The following is a 17482-nucleotide window of genomic DNA, read 5'->3' as shown; positions in this document are numbered from 1 at the left end:
TCAGAATCGCATGCGGCTCGGCCTTCAAAAAATATCTGGAATCTCGACTGGGTCTGCGGGCGCCAAATGCTGAGCCAGCAGTTGCAGCTTACCTAGCAACTCGTCAAAAGTGACGACCTCGACGTCCTTGCAGGCGTTACGAAATATCTCGAAGCTGCGCCGGCGACCTTCATCGGTTGGCTTGGTACCTGCAATGACGACGCACCTCGCTGTGTCAGGATGCAAGTCCCGCATCGTCGGATCTTGCAGGTGTGACAGCCAGTTGGTGCGCGTCAGACCTTGCTGATGCAATACCTGAGTAATCGCTCCGCTGAGCTGTAGATGAGGGCCGAATACATCGCGATTGCGATACGGCCGGCTTTGCATGAGAGGGGTGGAAGGCTTCTTGATCTCCACGATGGCCAGCTCGCGTCCCTGCGAGAAAAGCAGGTCGCCGATGTGAGCGCCAGCTCCATTCAACATGGATCCCCGAGCATGGAACTGAGTGTGCAGAAGCGCTACTGGGCGCGCGAACACCATTCCTAGGATGAACAGGTTGGCTTCGAAGAACTGCTGCCAGTGTGCCTCGCTGAGGTTCTGGCCAAGCATGGTCTCGAACTTTTCGATCATCACAGCCAGAGTGACCCTCTCGATTTCCGCTCGCAGTTCGAAAAGTTCGCGAGGCGCTTCTTTGGCCAGCATCTCAACGCCGACCTTCACCTCCCTAAGCTGGTGACGCCGGGCTCTCACAGCGGCTTGTGCAATCGAGTTGTTGACTCTACGAGCTGTTGTATCGCTCGCCAGCACAGGGCGGCTGCCTTCGAACACCACGTTGGGCATCAGCGTCGGAAACACCTGGCTCATCACCCAGTGCAACTGGGCTGACGTCTCACTCTTTTTTCGGGCCCGGGCAATCCGCATGCATGTTCTACGGCATTCATCCACCCTCGCCTCACTCACAAAGACAATGTCGTCTGTGATCGAGGTGTCACTATCATCCGATATGACTAGGGTTTTTAAACCAGGAGCGAATCGCAAGCCTCGCCAGAGCGGAGTGAGCTGTTTCACAAGCCCTAGCCCTTCATCACAGGAATCAAACAGTTTGCGAGGGAGACTGACGTCGATGTAGAGCACGGCATCATCCGGAGTGTCTGGAAAGTCGCGCGTCGACTGATGGCTGTACTGGATGCAACCCACGTTTCCGTTCTTAGGGCTCCGATAGCGCTGAGTGTGTGGGTTGGTGTAGATGGGATACATCGTAATCCAGCCAGGCTCGATCGTTGCTAGGTGATGCCATCTGTCTTCGGGCAGTGACCGCCATTTGTCCATGGAGACTTTTTCGAAGACCTGAAGATACAGGTCAACGCAAAAGCCGCTTTCCAACGGCCGGCGAATGGTGATGAAGCTGGGCTCAAGCACGTCCTCCCCATTCCACATGTCCTGCGAGGTTTGCTTAGGCCCTTCCATTGCTCTATCTCCATGACGATTGTTATTGGTATCGCTGGTTGGTGAACATGAAGCACACATGTCAAGGACTGTCCGCGATATTGCCTAGCGAAGGCTGGTTGAGCTGACAGTGCAATGCTCTTACAGCATAAAAAGTCGGGGGACTTGCCCTGTCAGCCCTTGCGACCCTAAACGCCGCACCTAGCTAACCAGTCCCTGGGGTAACCCCATATAGTGATTGCGCCAGAGAAAATATAGGTTGTTGCCTAGAACTAAAGTTTGCCCCTCGCAGGCGCCCTGCTGCTCTCAGTTACGGCACCCAAACCGGCAGTTTCGAGCTCCCAAGTTTATCGATGATGATCGCCAGGCTTTGCTTGGCCCGAGTAGCTGCAACATAAAAGGTAGCCGCTGATGTTGATTACAAATAGATCTGTTTCTGAATGAAGGACTTTATTGGCGCCGTAGGCATGATTAGCACACGCTCGAATGTGGCGCCTTTCGACACTTTGAAATTCATGAAGTCCAACGGGAACTCTTTGCCAGAAGCTATAGTGCTGCGTAGGCGTCACCGGATCCACACTCGCTCCGAATAGTGCCTTCCGCATTTCTTCTTCACTTAATTCAATAGCCATAGATCTACCTTGGAAAGCATTCAAAGCTGTCGCGGGCGTGAGTGCTCGTCTAACTCCGGTTGGAAATTTTGTTAAGGCGCTTGTTCGACAACATGATCGAGACCTGCGGATCCCGACGATAGCACTGAGATTGCCAGGCCTATTGCCGATGGCCACAAAGTCTAATCTTCATCGCCAGCTGCTCCGTCGAAGAAGCCAGCCTAGGACTGCCGCGCACAAGTTGTTCTTGCGCGCAGTCATTCAGATCTTCAAATCGCTAAGACTTGCTGCTCCTCGCCGGTAGCCGGAGGTACTGTCAACTCGCCGATGTCTTCGTCATCTTCATCCATGGATGTGCTAACCGCGGATGCCCACTCCCGTAGCTCTACTACAGACGGAAGCTTTTCCAAAGCATGGGTTGGTTCGATACCCAGTTCAGCCAGGCGCTGGAGTAGCTCTCCGAAGATTTCTTCCTTATGCATGCTCCAAGATGAAGCAAAGCACCGCCAGAACGTCCAGCCTGCACGTTCGAGGATACGTTGGCGATTCATGTCTGCCTCCCAGCGATCAGGGCCATGGAAAGCGTCCCCATCACACTCGATGGCCAGACGATTATCGTTGGCGCCTTCTACGACCATGTCGAGCCTGAATGCCCCACTCTTCACCTGCGGGATGACGCGGTATCCCCGCTCAACCAATCTGCTGAATACCTGCTGCTCAAACCCAGACTCGCACAGCTTGATGAGGCCATCCTGATCGACCTCCTGCTCAGTTAGCGGTTTGCTGAAGTACTCGAGGAGTGTACGACGAACATCTTTCTGGGAGAGGTGATCAAGAGTGACCGAGCGAATCAGGTACATCCTGTCACGCGCACGGCTAGCGGCTACGTTGAACCGCTGTTCAGCAGCATTGCCTGAAAGCGGATGGCAGTTCTCTGGATCTGCGACCATGGAAATGAAGATGATGTCGCGCTCGCTTCCCTGGAAGGTGCTGGCGTCACCACACGCAAATTCGCGAGCATGGAGTTCCACGGCCGGGCATCGTTCACGTACTAGCGAATCGATGAATTTGGCTTGTTCCATGCCCCCTAGCAGCGTCACCACGCCAATCGAGCGACCCGCATACTTGTCGTCCTTGATAAGTGCCTGGATTTCTTCAACGATGGCTTCGGCCTCAAGCTTGTTGCAGCCCTTCTTGTTCCGCACTCCTTCTTTGACATAGATGTCCACAAGCGGTGGATCGAGGCGCTCGGATGGTCGAGGGATTCGAAGGGGCTGGATCGCGCCGCCGTAGAACTGGTTGGAATAGGAAATGATGGGAGGGACGCAGCGGAAATGCTCACGCAGCATAACCATGTGGCCTGCGAAGACTCGCGATGCCAAATCGTAAAGAGATTTATCCGGCGTCATGTCGGCGCCATAGGGCTGGTCATTCAGGAACCGGTTACGAAGCTCGCCGATCCTCTTGCCGGATTTGAAACCGCCATCGGGAGAAACCTGCTTGTCATCCCCTACTACCAGTACCTTTTTGGCCCTGACGATAGCCGGCAAAGCCCATAAATCTGACTGGCTCGCCTCATCCACAATCACCAGGTCGAAGGCGCCTATTTCCGCCGGCATGGACTCTGAAATCTTGGCGTGACTCATGATCCAGCATGGCACGGCGCCGGCAGCATCCTGCATGCACTGTTGAGCATCGCGGCGATAACGCTCCGCGTTCGGCCCTGTCCCCTGCCCTATCTTGCGTATCGCTGTCGAGTAGCCGGCTAACGCTTGCAGTACCATCGGGCTGGCATTGGCCTTAGTGGACAGCCAAGCCGCTCGGCTCACCACTTCCCGATACATACGCGCCAGGCCAGCCTCGAGTTTTACTCGCTTGCCGTTTAGCTCGACGAGTTCATGACGCGCTTCGATGCTTTGCAGGTGAGAGCGTATCTGCGCATGCTGCCACGCCTCCTTCCAACTACTTGGGAAAGCCAGGTCTTCAGCACCGTTCTCAACGGGGACAGTCAACAACCGCTCGGAGAGCTTTTCCGCTCCAGCTGTCATCACCCGATTCGCGCCCTCCCTGACATAATTCAGGAGGCCACCGAGTTCTCTGATCCGCTGTAGTTCTGTCAGCAGGTCGACGTACTGGCACACGACCCGATGCGTATCCTGATCCGGGCTGCCCAGGCACTCCAGAACGAATGTACGAAGCTGGCAGGCGATTGGGCCGTCGCCCGCGACTTTGGCCTGCAGAGTCGCGAGTGAGGCGCCCGCCATGCTGAGATCTAATCGAGCAAGATTTTGAGTGAGGTGATCCCGCAGGCGACGAATCTCGACGATTGTCAGCCTATGCAAGTTATCCGGCGCATCTGCGAAGACCTCCTCGCAGAGTGGCTCTACTTTTTCGGCGTACAGTGAGGTGAGCTCGAGAGCAGCCTGAACTGTACTAACGGTGATCTCCAGTTGCCGCAGATGGGCCATTCCCGCTTGAAGTCGCGGGATCCCCAGTGTCTCAGCCAGAGGATTCCAACGCGCAGTGAAGGATCTCACGTCCGCGTAAAGCTTCAGGTAGTCCTGGACGGTCTTCCACTGCTCGGCAGACTTTGGCGCTGAGCCATTGATCCGGACATTGCTGACGTGTGTCTTGGCTAGGGATGCTCCGAAGCTCATCAGACCAAAAGGCTTTCCTGTTTCGGTAGCTCTATCCACGGCCTCAGATGTTTTCTCGCAATCCAAGGCTTCCTCTGGGAATTCAACAAAGTTTTCCAGCATGACCTTGCGCCGCTGCATCAAAGCCTGGGCGGCTGGAAGCATGCCTACTAGGACTGAGATTTCACTGTCGTATCGTCCACCAGCCGCCTTGAGTCGCAGCTTCTGCGCCCAAAGAATTTCGCAGTCCCCGCCGTCGTGCAACGTCACAAACTTTTCTTCGCACTGACCCAGCTCCAGATCTAGCTTATTGGCGGCAGCAACAACGGCTTCACTGTCGGATGTCAGGGGTATGAGATCCCCCTTACCTAGAGCATATTCGAGCGACTTTAGCTGGCAGAGTGAGCCGTGGAGCTTGCCGATCTCCACCGCTGCTGGTAATTGCTCAACCTCAGGCAGACTGGAATTGATATAGACAAGGTCACGCCCTAGGTCGCGACGGGCCTGTCTTAAGCTCCTACCGAAGTCATCGTCAAAAGGCAGCGAGTGTTCGGGAGACAATGAAAGTTCGTCGTCAAACCAGGCGTACTGGTCGCCGCCCTTCATCAGAAGCTCAGCAAGCTCTTCCGCACGATACTTGGCATCGCCTACTTTGATTTCGGAAAGCTGACTCAGGGCAATCTCATTGACGCGTCGATCAAGCCTCACCAGCTCGGTATGAGCAAGATCAATGGACTGGTGCAGGCGATCAATCTCACCCCGAGCAAGTGATGGATTGATTTGCGAAACTTGGTGTTGGATAGCCTCAATCGAGCTTTGGAATTGCCGGATACCCTCGCGGTCACTGGTGAGCAGCGCAACCGTCAGAGGCCGAACCTCAGCTGGTATTTTCGACTGGAGTACCTTCAGGGCCTGCTCGCCACGAGAGGTAACTAGGACACGTTTGCCAGTCGCCAGATAGTGGCAAATGATGTTGGCGATCGTATGGGTTTTGCCGGTACCAGGAGGGCCCTGAACGGCAACCCCTGGTGCGTGCTCCAGACGCTGAACGATAGTGACCTGCTCGTCATTGTATGGAAGGGGGAAATACAGTTCCTTGGGTTCAGCCCTAGATCCATCCATGCTTCGGCTGGACAGTCCGCGGAAGTTAACGTGCTGGTAATCGATTGCAATGTTCGAGGCCGGGGTCACCAACGCAAGTGGGCCGGCAGGAAGCTCGAGACAGTCCTTAAGTTTCTCTCGGATCTTTCGAAGGTCGTTGATCAGCCAGTTACTGGGTTTGGGGCGGGCAAACACCACCCACGCATCGCTTATCTGCAGCGTATCACCTGGTTCCGGGAAGCCGTGGGCTCCATCTCCCATCACCTCTAAATATTTGCCTTTGCTGTCGAGGCTTCTGGCCGAGAGCTTGAGCACATCAGCAAAGGTCGATGGCAAGAATGGGTTCAAAGGGGAGTCGACATGTCTGCCTAGATGATCGCGAATAGCTCTTTCGCACTCGCTGGCGCCAGGGATATTGGCGTTGATCAGCGCATCGAACTCGATCATCGGCTCTGTGGCACGCGGGCGAACTTCGACCGCCATGCTCTCCTCGTTCAAAGAGATGTCTAGGGCTTGGGTCAACAATGGATAATTGAATCCCTGCTGCGCATCGTTGATCGTTAACGTCCAAGCGCTAACGCCCACGCCCCATACCAGCTCGCGAGCAGATTTTCCCGTCTCCATCTGCTGCATCAATGCAAACATGTCGCCATAGAGGCTAATGGTCTTGCGACGTGGTTTCTCAAGCTCAGCCCATTCGTGCCACAGGACAAGATACGCCGTAAGAGCAGCCGAAGCTTGCGCGCGTACTTCGGACTCCACTGCGGCGATATCCACACCCGGATCTTTGTCTTGCTGTTCGCGGATTAACTGGAGGAGCACCTGCTCAGAGAGCAATGGTGGCTTGGTGGGATTGTCACTGGCTTTGATGACGGAGCTATAGTTTCCATCAACTGGTGCTGGAGCACGTGACTCTTCGAGCCGTTCGATTTGCAGCCAGACATTGTCGCCTGGGAACTGGAGATCAAAGTGCAGCCCAGGAAGACCTAGAAGGCCTGTCGGTGGATACACGTCATTAACAGAGCTCGATAGTTGATAGCGCGACGGATCAAGCTCCTTGAGGCTTTCCTCTGCGTACTCGAATAGTCGGCTGAGGAGCTCGTTAGGCGTCCGTTGCATGTTAATACTCCGATGATTCAGGGGGTGCGACTTCAACAGTCAATATAGAGTCAAGGATGCCATATTGCCTCTAGGTGTGGTTTTGAAATAATCGCTTCCTGACGAGTGCCCTTGAGAATCAGAAGGAGTCAAATCTAGCGATACGCAGATGACGTCGGCGGGCCAAACTAACAATGTCGTCAGCGGTTGTCTGGACGCTAACCTTCTGGTCATTGACATAAAAGTAGGAAAAAAGACCATCATGGTACCGAGCTGAGAGCCAGCATGCCCGGTGGTAATCCGTTTCTCGAGCGCTATCTATTCACGCACGACTGACATTCTGATCCGTTACCAAGGAGTCCGCCCTACATATGGAAATTGAAGCGCTCAGCACCTATGCCAAGGGCGACCGATTCGAGGAGCAGGTCTTTGAGTTCCTGTCTCGTGAGATCAATGAAGGTCGCTTCTATGCGTTCCGACCTGAGTGCTGCAAAATTTTCAGGAAGAAGGGTTACTACTCGCAAGACCGAGAAGACTTCATCATTTTTGACATTTCTGTCGAAGTGTTCCTGCCTGGTTTCGAAACCCCATCGTTGCTTGTGCTCATCGAATGTAAGAACTACAGCGGCAAAGTGCCCGTGGGGGACATCGAAGAATTTGGTTCGAAGATAAGCCAAGTGGCCGGCTTCAATGCCAAGGGTGTTTTTGCGTCCGCCAGTGCGTTTCAGTCCGGCACGTTCAACATTGCTCGGAACCGAGGCTTCGGTGTCTTGCGTTACTTTGATCAATCTGAGTTTCGATGGGAGCTTCCTCGCGCCCTGCTAACCGGGGCGAGGAGCGCTAAAGCCCGTAAGCGCGCAGAGATCGAATACGCCCTAACCCAGGCGGATTTTCGGCCTACCGTTTATAGCGCCTATGCCGTAACACCTGCCGGCTTTACGGATGGCTGGGAAGGCATCTGGAAAGGCCTCGACCTTGAGAGTGCCTTTAAAGAGAACGATCTGAGTCTGATTCGTCAGCCCACGCTAATCGTAACACCCAGGGTCGCGTTCACTTCGCGGGACAGAATAGATCGCTTGGCTCAGCAGGCTTTGAAATCCATTTCATACATCCGGGGAGAGGTCGATCTTACTAAGCTAGTGTCTAGGGAGGCTGATGTAAGTGGACTATCCGTGAGTTTCATTGAGGACACGGGCCCAGCCCTCGGCAGTATCACGTTCAGCCCGCTTGAGATCAAAATCTTCGCGGCAGATAGCCAATCCCACTTGGCCCGATTCACACTCGCCCATGAGTTGGGGCATCACTTTCTAGGTCATAAGCGCTACATGACACGAGAGGCCATCCGAGCACAGGACATTGACCAGAGCCAGCTCATCACCATCCCTAAAGGGGAGGTCGAGCGGCTCGAGTGGCAAGCAAATACGTTCGCTTCATGTCTCTTGATGCCTAAAGAGGACTTTCAGGCTGCGTTTGGGTTGTTACTACAGCATCTTGGCATCCGAAACCGTGGTCACGGCCATCTGTACCTGGACAGTCAGAGGGACAACGTCATCCAGTTTCATGCTGTGTGCAATTCCCTGAGCGATTATTTTAACGTTTCGAAGACAGCGATCCGTTTGCGCATTAGGGCGTTGGAGCTGCTGGTCGAGGTAGGTCGGCAGGATTGATTGATCAGCATCTGTCGGGAAGTTATGTCGCATGGTCGGGCGGTGCTTGAGCGTACAGTCTTATACCACCCCGCCACTCTTTTACACTCCAATCGATACCTAGCGCCTAGTTTCAAGCGCCAAGCTAAGGCCAGCGTACTAAACCTAGCTCCTTGAGTCGTAACGCCATTGCCGAATCGGATACCCCAAACTGCGTAGCAAGCGATACGACGTTGAGATTATTGAAGCGTTGGCACCGCGCCAGCGCAAGCTCTCGTTCCAAGGAGTCTGACGACGCATACAACAAACCTTCGATGTTATGCGCATCGAGGTGATATGCGACCGTATCGTTAAAGTGAAGCTGGTCTCCACATAGGAATAGACGCCTGAAGCGGTCGGCGACAAGCTTCGCAGGCATCAAAAAACAAGCTGCAAAGAAATCAGCTTCGCGCTCTTCAAGGTTTCGCGGCCCGCCCACTGGACGGCCATCTAACCCCCGATCCCTATGCATAACCTCACCTTTATGTAGGGCGAGGTGGCCGATCTCATGAGCACCCGTGAACAGTTTTACCGTCGGAGAGAATTCTTGGGAGATGGCAATGCGGTTCGCTTGGCGATCAATCAGACCTGCAATCTTAGGGCCGGAGCCGCCTTGGATGAATTTGGGGTCACCAAGATTCGGAAGCTCCCGATATTCAAAGCCGTACGCTAACGCCGCCTTCCTCGGATCACGCGCCTGAAGCGGAGTGATATCTTGATCGCCCCACAGGTGATATCGGTCGCGCCAGAGCATGCGCAATAGCTCGGATGCTTCTTGTTCGATACTTGGCATATCCATGCAAATCACCGCATGTAGTGGTCATGGCTTGATAATAACCCAATATGTAGGGTTTTCAAGTCCCTCGAACATGCTCTGGTGGTGCTCGGCACACTGCTGCTAATTTGCTTTACTCGAGTCAGCCGCTTCGATACCTGGCTTAGCTCGGGTTTCCAATCGAGTGCGGGTGTCGAGCTGTATGAAAGCTGGCGGTAATGTGCTGTTCGCCAGCATCAAGGTGAGTCGCTGATGAGCCCACTGAAGCGCGGAGCATTCTTCATTGGGGCCTATCGGTTTGAGCGTGGCTTTGTTCATGGTCACTTCCTCGACGGTTTTGTGGGGGCTGTCTTTGGCTTCTCGGATGCAGGCGCAAATGTGGTGTTCGAATCGCTTCCCTCTGCCTCTGTCTCGGTAGCCTGCAGTCGCCGGAGTTGCTCATTCTCCGATTGGGCAGCGACAAGCAGCAGTCTTGCCTCCTGCTCGCGCTCGCCGCTCTTGGCTGCTGCTTCATTCAGTGCCGTGGCGTCCTGTCGAAGCGTGGCGATCTGTTCCTGGAGCTGCTCAGTAACCCCAGCGGATTTCGCCTCCGCCAGCTTCAGCCCTTGGATCTCGCCAGTCAGTGTCTGTATATGCGCCTCATGGCCATGTAGCAGTTTCACCTGCTGCCTGGACTCTCCAAGCAACCGCTCGTTGTCACGATTTAAACGAGTTAGGTCATCCTGTTTCAGCACCAAGGTTTCCTGGAGTTTGCGCTTCTCCACTTGAGCCTCGTGGAGTTGGGATTCATGCCGGCGTTGATCCTGATCCCGCTGCTCTTTGACGGACTGCCGGTAGTGCTCCAAAGCACCGCGCGCATGAACATGCTTCTCCTCTAGGGAATGGATCTGTTTATCCCTGTCGCTGACCAAGGCTTCAAGGTCAGTACACCGTTGATTAAGTCCGGCATTGCGCGTCAGTTCTGCCTGAAGCGAGGACTGCGTGGTTTTTAGGTCTGCGGTCTGAGCCTCAATAGCTGCTTGCTGAGTGTCGAGCTGCCTACGCGCTGCGGTCAGTTCAGTTTGCAGGCTGGCGATCTGCGCCTGGAGCTCTACACGCTCAATATCAAAGGCTGATCGGGACTGTTCGATCGACTCGTGGCCCTCCTCCATGAGTCGATCCAGAAGGCTTTCAACCATTGCCGAAAGTTCTTCACCCATGCGTTCGCGGGACGATAGTGGGCGTGGATCGTAGGATTCGATCTCCTTCAGGTACCGGGCAATGGTTGTCTTCGACCCGGTATTCCCCAGTTCCACACGCACGGCATCGATGCTTGGGTATGTGCCCCTAGCGAGCAGAGACTGCCTTGCTTTTTGCACCACCGCCTTGTTAATGCCGCCACGAGCCATTTGAACTCCTACGATTTCGTGCTGTGTTACGTGTCATGTAATTACGTGACACGCTATCACCAATTCTGTGGATGTAAAGTCCAATAATTAAAAAGCTATAATAGTGCTTTATGGCTTCTTGATACTTTCTGGCGCCCAGAAAACCTCCTAGTAGCGCTGGGAAAGCAAAACGCTCCGATTTTGAAGGCAAAGTACGATGGAAAAGGCAGATCGGTACCTCAGCGCCGGTACCCGGGAGAACACGCGAAAAAGTTACCGGGCGGCGATCGAGCACTTCGAAGTGACTTGGGGCGGATACCTGCCCACGACCGGCGCGGGCGTCGTTCGCTACTTGGCGGAGTACGCTGACAAACTCTCCATCAACACTCTGAAGCAGCGCTTGGCGGCCCTTGCGCAATGGCACATCACCCAGGGCTTCCCTGATCCAACCAAAACGCCTGATGTTCGCCAGATGATCAAGGGCATCAAGGTCGTGCATCCCGCAAGAGTGAAACAGGCCGCCCCACTGCTGCTGAAGCACCTAGAGCAGGCGGTCACATGGCTTGAAGAGGAAGCTGCAGCTGCGATTGAACGGGGAGATTACAAATCGCTGGTGCGTCATCGTCGCTCGGTGGCGATTATCTTGATTGGGTTTTGGCGTGGCTTTCGTGGCGATGAGTTGGCCAGACTAACAGTCGAGGATACCCAAGCTGTCAGTGGTGAAGGCATTACCTTTTTTCTGCCTTACACCAAGGGTGATCGCCAGCATGAAGGAACCACGTTCCAGACGCCGGCCCTAACCATGCTTTGCCCTGTGGAGGCCTACATCAACTGGATAACAGTTGCCGGTATCGCTAAAGGCCCTGTGTTTCAGCGGATTGATCGCTGGGGCAATCTGTCAGGCAGACTCATGCAGCCGCATAGCCTGATACCTGTGCTCCGTCGCATTTTCAAAGAGGCAGGATTGCCATCGGAGCTGTATAGCAGTCACTCAATGAGACGAGGCTTTGCAACCTGGGCGTCCGCCAATGGGTGGGACATCAAAGGACTGATGAGCTATGTGGGCTGGAAGGATATGAAGTCGGCGCTCCGTTATGTGGATGCGGGCCGCTCTTTCGGTGAGCTTGCCCTGAAACCATCTGCACCTAAAATGGAAGTTCTTTAACCTCCCCACTGCAAGATGTGCTTTGCGCAAAGCCCCCCCCTGCTCGCGGCTTAGCAGTTCGATTGAGGCGCCGGCCTAACGCGCCAGTGCCAAGACCTGCATTTTGAATTTATGGACGCACATAAGAATGCAATCGGATAAAGCATCGCGCCATCAATGGCAAACCATGTAAGTGCGCAAGGTGGATTTTTAGAACTCTAGGAGCACCAATCGTCAGTCTTTCCCCGCTCTGCAACTGTAACGCAATATGTGTTCACTGCTCGCTTACGACTAATCTCATACACAGGCTTCATTTCTATGTGCGCCACCCCTACGAAGACGCTGACGATTTCGTCAGCGAATCAACTTCAAACATCATCCCACCCTGGATCGGCGCAAAAATCGCTCCTAGGGTTTCGATTCTACATGGGGAGCTTTTCCATCAACCTGCCCAACAGGTTTCTCTACAGGCAGAGGCTGATCGGCTGAGGGGGTTGATATGATTGGCGTGTCGGCAGTTGGTACGCGCCCAGGCCATCCCAGCTGTTCAGCAAGTTGGTTAACGGCCTCTGGAGTATGCGCTTCGGCCTGGTGAATAGTCTGATGGGGGCCATTATTCACAGCGATCATATTTTGGGGGGCAACGCTTTTTAGCGGTTGATCAGCGACTCTCTCCAGATGATGTACGTGTGCGTTAGGGTCTAGAGCAGCCCCTGAGAGACAGTGCGTTGAATCGCTTCGCACTGTTTTTTTTACGCCTGGCATGTCCCTGCGATTATTTGACTCAAGCACAAGCCGCGTTTTCTCTAGCTCTGGATTATCGCGTACCGAGTTTAGACAAGCCTCTGAGTATTTCAGGGCCTCAAGTTGAACTGCATCTCTTGGCTCTTGGATTCGGCGTGAAATTTCTTGGTTTAAGGGGGCTGCTTTCACCATCAAATTTTTGCCATCCTCAACGATCTGCTCGTCAGCTAGACCAGCCATTACCAAATTCGCTCCAGCCCGATCTGTTTGGAGAAGCGTCGGGAGCCCCTTCGCATTTAACAGAACCTCACCTTGGCTGTTGTAAGCGCCATGCTTCATCACAGCTTGCTGAATTTTAGCAGCAACAGCAGGACGGACATGCTTAGGAGGATCTGGCAGCTTGAGGTCTAGCGAGGATGCGGGCTGAATGGTCGGCAGATTGTGATCATCACTCATCTTCGTCACCCACAAAATTCACGAGTTTGTAGATCTTTTGCAGTGCCAAGAATGCTTCGTCACTTCCACCCTCGCGGTCACTGTGCACCAATTGCCTTAGCGAGCGGAACCACTTTTTGGCCAATGCCGCGTCTTCGAAATGTTCCTCCGTCAGGCCAAGCAATTGACGCCGCTGATCACCTTCGAGCTTGGTGAGGTAAAAAATGACCTCCGCTTTACGACTAACGAATGGGCCAGGAACAGCATCCACCCATTTCTCCTGCAAAACCTGAATGACCTTAAGAAGGTCATCATAGGATTCAGCCTCGACCTTGAGTGGAGACACCACCTCCTGCAATTGCTGACGCAGCTCAGCTACGGTGCCAAGAGCCTCCAAGCTCTCAATATCGTTTGCGCTGAATATCTTCATTAACCACACCTTCCAGATAGTTTGTTCTGCTGTCTGAATCGCCAGGACGCCAGATGAGCAGGTAGCCTTGTACCACAAGAAACGTGGCAGAGCTTTGAACTCTACATCCTAGTCTTTTCGCACGGACAATTTCTTAACGCGGTAGCTTGGCTCATCGAGCGCAAGTCACTCCGGGTTGATGCCCAAGCGATGATTGAGTGGCGCAGGTACGAGATCGATAATCACGTTCCTAATGGTTGTGGGTATGTCGTGACCCGTGCTCTAGGTGATTCGTCGTGGGCAGTAAGTGATTCAATCGACATAGATGGTGCGGTTACTCTCAACAAGCTACAAGCAAGGTGTCCCATGCCATGAGCATCCAAGCAAAGTTCCTTCACCTCCAAGCAATCCATAACCTCCTCGCGCCATACCGTTACCTCTATTGCGTAGACCTTGAGGCAACCTGTGATCAGGTGGACGAATTTGAGTCATCAAGGCCGCTTGTAGTCGTCCCCGATCAAATGGAAACGATTGAAATTGGCCTGGTGGTGATCGATTTGGAGTCGCTGGAGATCGTCGATGAGTTCCGGCGTTTCGTTCGACCTCAGATCAACCCTACCCTTACCGATTTCTGCAAAAAACTCACCTCCATCCAACAAGCAGACGTGGAAGGCGCCCGAATCTATCGAGAGGTCGGCGACGAGCTACGAACATTTGCTGCGAATTATCCAAACGCGGCTTGGGCATCGTGGGGCGACTATGACGCAAGACAGATTGAGCGCGATGCTGGCTTAGCTGGGTGCCCTTCCCTGCTCGAGGGCCTGCCACATTTCAATGCCAGGAAATGGCATGCCGATACGCGATGCTAGAAATGTTGCTTACCTCATGAACGAGATGCTCGCCCGACTACCTGCTTTAGCCGGGCCCAGATGCCCGAAGAAGCGATGCCCACATTATTAACAGCACCGCACTAGCGCAGTTGGATGGTGGGCAGCGCCATTTACTCTCGTTAAGCTATTCCGCTTTTTACAGTACACCGTCCATGCTAGTCAGTTGATACAAGATAGTGCGACTACCTTGCCTCCAGAGTTTAGAATTCCCCGAACCATTAGGTAACCACCGCTGCAGGTTTGGAGTTTTTCTCCCGCATATGCCCCTCATGCGCTGCTGTCAGCGGCCGTCGACATCCCCACATAAGGAACATGAAATGTCGCAAAAGATCTACTTCGATGAATCAGGCTTTACCGGCAACAACCTTCTACACCCCAGGCAAAATTACTTTGCTTACGCCTCGGTCGCTACTGACGACGACGAGGCAAGAGCGTTGGTTGAGAAACTGACCAAAAAGTACAACATTCAAGGTGGCGAGCTAAAAGGCGCCAATCTGGTGAAGTTTTCGAAGGGCAGGAAGGTCATTACGGAGGTATTGGATGCTTTCGATGGCCGAATCAAGATCTCCATCTCTGACAAGAAATTTGCCCTCGCGGGGAAATTTCATGAGTATATTTTTGAACCCTGCTACTCCAGCATCAATTCCATTTTCTATGGAATAGGTTTCCACCGTTTCATCGCAAACGTGCTCTACATGGAGTTCACCGCACGAGGCGCAGGCGCGGAAGAGCTTTTTGCTGAGTTCGAAAGCCTAATGCGGGAAGGCACGGGGCAAAACCTCGAAACTATTTTTTCCTCCTCTGCGGTCGCGGAGCATTCCGATACCATCAGGCTGATTCGTGAGTTTGCCCAAGTCCGGCACCAGGATATCCGGAGCGAACTGGAGTCTTTGACTAACGGCGAAACGGGCAAGTGGGTGCTAGATCTAACCAACACAGCCCTCTATACCCTCTTGGCAAACTGGGGAAGCGAGTATGCTGTGCTTACGGCAGTGTGTGATCACTCAAAGCCGCTGCTGCACAACCAAAAGCTCTTCAATGCGATGGTCGGTAACACCCAAAAGATTACATCTGATTTTGGGGGCGAGGAGCATCCCATCACATTCAATCTGTCTGGCCCAATAGAGTTCGCGTCCTCGCATGATACCCACGGTATCCAAATCGCTGATGCCATAGCCGCAGCGGCCGTATACGTTTTTTCCGGAGCACGAGATGAGGCCTCTGACCGTTGGCGACACATTATCGCCCGCCAAGCACACTACGGCAGCGTCGTACCGGACACGGACGAGCTCAGACTCAGGTCTCAGCGCTCCCAGCTTAATACCCTTGTGCTACATCAACTGCATCAGCGTGCGATGCAAGGATTGAGCCTTACGGAGGGAATGCCGGAGGCAATTGCAAACATGGGGCGCAGCTTGAGATTTTCACCGTACTCTGCGGCATAGACAGCTTAAGGAGGGCAGGAAACTAGGTAGCAAAGAGTCCAGTGAGCGCGCATTCATGAAGCTGGGTGCCACCCTGAAAACTGTTGGAACATGGAGCGACATACTTCCCCTAGGACTAGAATTGAGTCCTGGAATGGCAGACATGTTGATTGCCTACGTGGTGCCGAGTAGAAAAACAAAGCCCCGGAGGTTCGCGGCTCCAGGGCTTCTATTTTCGCCTCCACTCGCGACGACTTCGCGCAGAGTGCGAAGGAAAGGATTATTTCCGGTTTGGCCGAAACCTTCGGGGTCGGCATCTCGATCAGATCCGCCCCGAAAGTCGACTTGCCTGTTGAATCAGCGTCAGCCTCCTCTACCCGTTAAGTGGCCCGGCTAAAAGCTCTCACTAGCTTGGGCCCTCTATACGACGGCCTTATCAATGGGGAAGTATTTCACTGCGTCGATAACGTGCTGAACGAGGCTTCCGTTCACATATTCGATACGAGGGGCTGCACGTTGTTTTGGCCCCCGAACTCCTACGCTACCCTGGAACTCCCACTGCAATGCCGTTTCTACGCAGACGGCATGCGAGAACAGGGCGATGTTGCTTCCTGAGGGATCCTGAACCGACTTGAAGATTACGCCGTCGATACATGGCTCTACGCAGGTGGCCAAGTATTCGGCGATGAACTGCGACACTAGATAGTTCCTTTCCGACCCAGGGGGAACTGGCGCGGTAATCATATCGTGTAGGTATTTCAGGAACTCCCTGCGCCCGGACTTCAGGAAGTAGTCGGGATCGAAGACGCTCGGCTCAGGCCCAAGATCGGCTGTCTCGAATCGTTTAAAGTCCAGCACGCTGACCGGTTCGGTTAACCTGAACTCCCCGCTGACGACAGTGCCACCTACCGGAGGCCGGAGCTCAGCCACGCAGGTTATACGCTCGAAAGCACCATAAAATACCGGTACGCCAGCAGGGTTCATTCGACCCTCGCCCGCCAGCGCCTTCGGCGGTGCAGCGAGCTGGATCGCAGGATCGGCGTTGATTTCTTGCACACCTGCGGGCGTCATACAGGTTCGGGCACGGTAGATGGGTGAAGCGTGTTCAGGAGTAAGCACGCGCACCACAGCCAGCGATTCCGACTCTGCGGAGTACGTGTGTACCCCTTCGAAAAGCCAGTCCAAGTACTCTCTGGCGTGCTGGTTGAAGAAGCGGTTGCCATGCCTTACGCCTTCCTCGAACTCGCCCCACTTCAAACCAATGTGACCATGCGTGTGAGGCCGCTTCAGGTATTTTCCGTCGCGCTGGAAGTACTTCAGGTTGCTGCATACAGCGCCCACGATTAGCTCACCGGCTGCGCTGCCAAACATCAAGCTGATCCAGTGCTCGGCGCTTTCGCCGTGCGAGACGGTGGTGGTGTTGTCGCTATCGACGTGACGATGGGTTCCTACACAAAGGTGTTTATCGAGCGCACCTTCGACGTAGAAAACGATCTCCCTGAGCGGCCAGCACGTGCGCGTCGAGTTGCACAATCCGCATGCAACGACGCACCCTTTGAGGCGGATCTGCTCGACCAGGAAAGGGTCGTACACGCACTCGGAACACACATTTACATTTTCAGCCATCGCGTGCTCATCGTCCTTTCGCATAATGGTGGCAAAGTACAAGTACGTAGAGACTCAGCATGATCGCCGATGATCATGCGCAGACCAACACCTAATTTGCCGATCCATTGCG

11 protein-coding genes and 1 pseudogene are annotated in these 17482 nt (G+C 54.0%); 5 read left to right on the top strand and 7 right to left on the bottom strand.

Annotation, left to right across the window (positions count from 1 at the left end; all coding sequences use genetic code 11):
- Positions 1-24: 24 nt before the first annotated feature.
- The gene (locus AC1RR7_RS05505; protein WP_493156525.1) at positions 25-1446 is read right to left on the bottom strand and encodes a Shedu immune nuclease family protein; all 1422 of its coding nucleotides are present in this window, start codon (positions 1444-1446) and stop codon (positions 25-27) included.
- A gap of 859 nt (positions 1447-2305) precedes the next feature.
- Positions 2306-6892 carry an AAA domain-containing protein gene (locus tag AC1RR7_RS05500; RefSeq protein WP_493156523.1) on the bottom strand — a complete coding sequence of 1529 codons (4587 nt, stop codon included), beginning with the start codon at positions 6890-6892 and terminating at the stop codon, positions 2306-2308.
- A 350-nt stretch (positions 6893-7242) separates the two neighbouring features.
- Here AC1RR7_RS05500 and AC1RR7_RS05495 point away from each other — a divergent pair, with 350 nt between their 5' ends.
- A complete protein-coding gene (locus tag AC1RR7_RS05495; protein ID WP_493156521.1) occupies positions 7243-8538 on the top strand; it encodes an ImmA/IrrE family metallo-endopeptidase in 1296 nt (431 codons plus the stop codon).
- Positions 8539-8662: 124 nt separating this feature from the next.
- Here AC1RR7_RS05495 and AC1RR7_RS05490 read toward each other — a convergent pair whose 3' ends face one another.
- On the bottom strand, positions 8663-9355 hold the full coding sequence (locus AC1RR7_RS05490; protein ID WP_493156519.1) for an ImmA/IrrE family metallo-endopeptidase: 693 nt from the start codon (positions 9353-9355) through the stop codon (positions 8663-8665).
- Positions 9356-9651: 296 nt separating this feature from the next.
- Positions 9652-10719 carry a DNA-binding protein gene (locus AC1RR7_RS05485; RefSeq protein WP_493156517.1) on the bottom strand — a complete coding sequence of 356 codons (1068 nt, stop codon included), beginning with the start codon at positions 10717-10719 and terminating at the stop codon, positions 9652-9654.
- Positions 10720-10915: 196 nt separating this feature from the next.
- On the opposite strand from AC1RR7_RS05485, the gene AC1RR7_RS05480 reads away from it, so the two are divergent.
- The gene (locus AC1RR7_RS05480; RefSeq protein WP_493156515.1) at positions 10916-11863 is read left to right on the top strand and encodes a site-specific integrase; all 948 of its coding nucleotides are present in this window, start codon (positions 10916-10918) and stop codon (positions 11861-11863) included.
- A 387-nt stretch (positions 11864-12250) separates the two neighbouring features.
- Here the strand turns inward: AC1RR7_RS05480 and AC1RR7_RS05475 are convergent, their stop codons facing one another.
- Both AC1RR7_RS05475 and AC1RR7_RS05470 read right to left on the bottom strand, forming a co-directional pair.
- Positions 12251-13042, bottom strand: coding sequence for a hypothetical protein (locus AC1RR7_RS05475; RefSeq protein WP_493156513.1), 792 nt, complete (start codon positions 13040-13042; stop codon positions 12251-12253).
- Positions 13035-13451, bottom strand: coding sequence for a hypothetical protein (locus AC1RR7_RS05470; protein ID WP_493156511.1), 417 nt, complete (start codon positions 13449-13451; stop codon positions 13035-13037). The genes AC1RR7_RS05475 and AC1RR7_RS05470 overlap by 8 nt, the downstream gene beginning before the upstream one ends.
- Positions 13452-13556: 105 nt before the next feature.
- Here AC1RR7_RS05470 and AC1RR7_RS05465 point away from each other — a divergent pair.
- From AC1RR7_RS05465 to AC1RR7_RS05455, 3 genes and pseudogenes are all read left to right on the top strand, one after another.
- Positions 13557-13736, top strand: a pseudogene (locus tag AC1RR7_RS05465) (histidine phosphatase family protein); the annotation flags it as partial.
- Positions 13737-13801: 65 nt separating this feature from the next.
- A complete protein-coding gene (locus AC1RR7_RS05460) occupies positions 13802-14299 on the top strand; it encodes a 3'-5' exonuclease (RefSeq protein WP_493156509.1) in 498 nt (165 codons plus the stop codon).
- Between the two features lie 338 nt (positions 14300-14637).
- On the top strand, positions 14638-15765 hold the full coding sequence (locus tag AC1RR7_RS05455; protein ID WP_493156508.1) for a DUF3800 domain-containing protein: 1128 nt from the start codon (positions 14638-14640) through the stop codon (positions 15763-15765).
- 399 nt (positions 15766-16164) lie between these two features.
- Here the strand turns inward: AC1RR7_RS05455 and AC1RR7_RS05450 are convergent, their stop codons facing one another.
- Complete coding sequence (locus AC1RR7_RS05450) at positions 16165-17370, bottom strand: RES family NAD+ phosphorylase (RefSeq protein ID WP_493156506.1); 1206 nt, start codon at positions 17368-17370, stop codon at positions 16165-16167.
- Positions 17371-17482 lie beyond the last annotated feature (112 nt).

The organism is Pseudomonas sp. GW821-FHT11G12 (genome assembly GCF_058808055.1).
The sequence above is the reverse complement of the archived record's forward strand: the minus strand, read 5'-3'. Positions and strand labels throughout refer to the sequence as shown.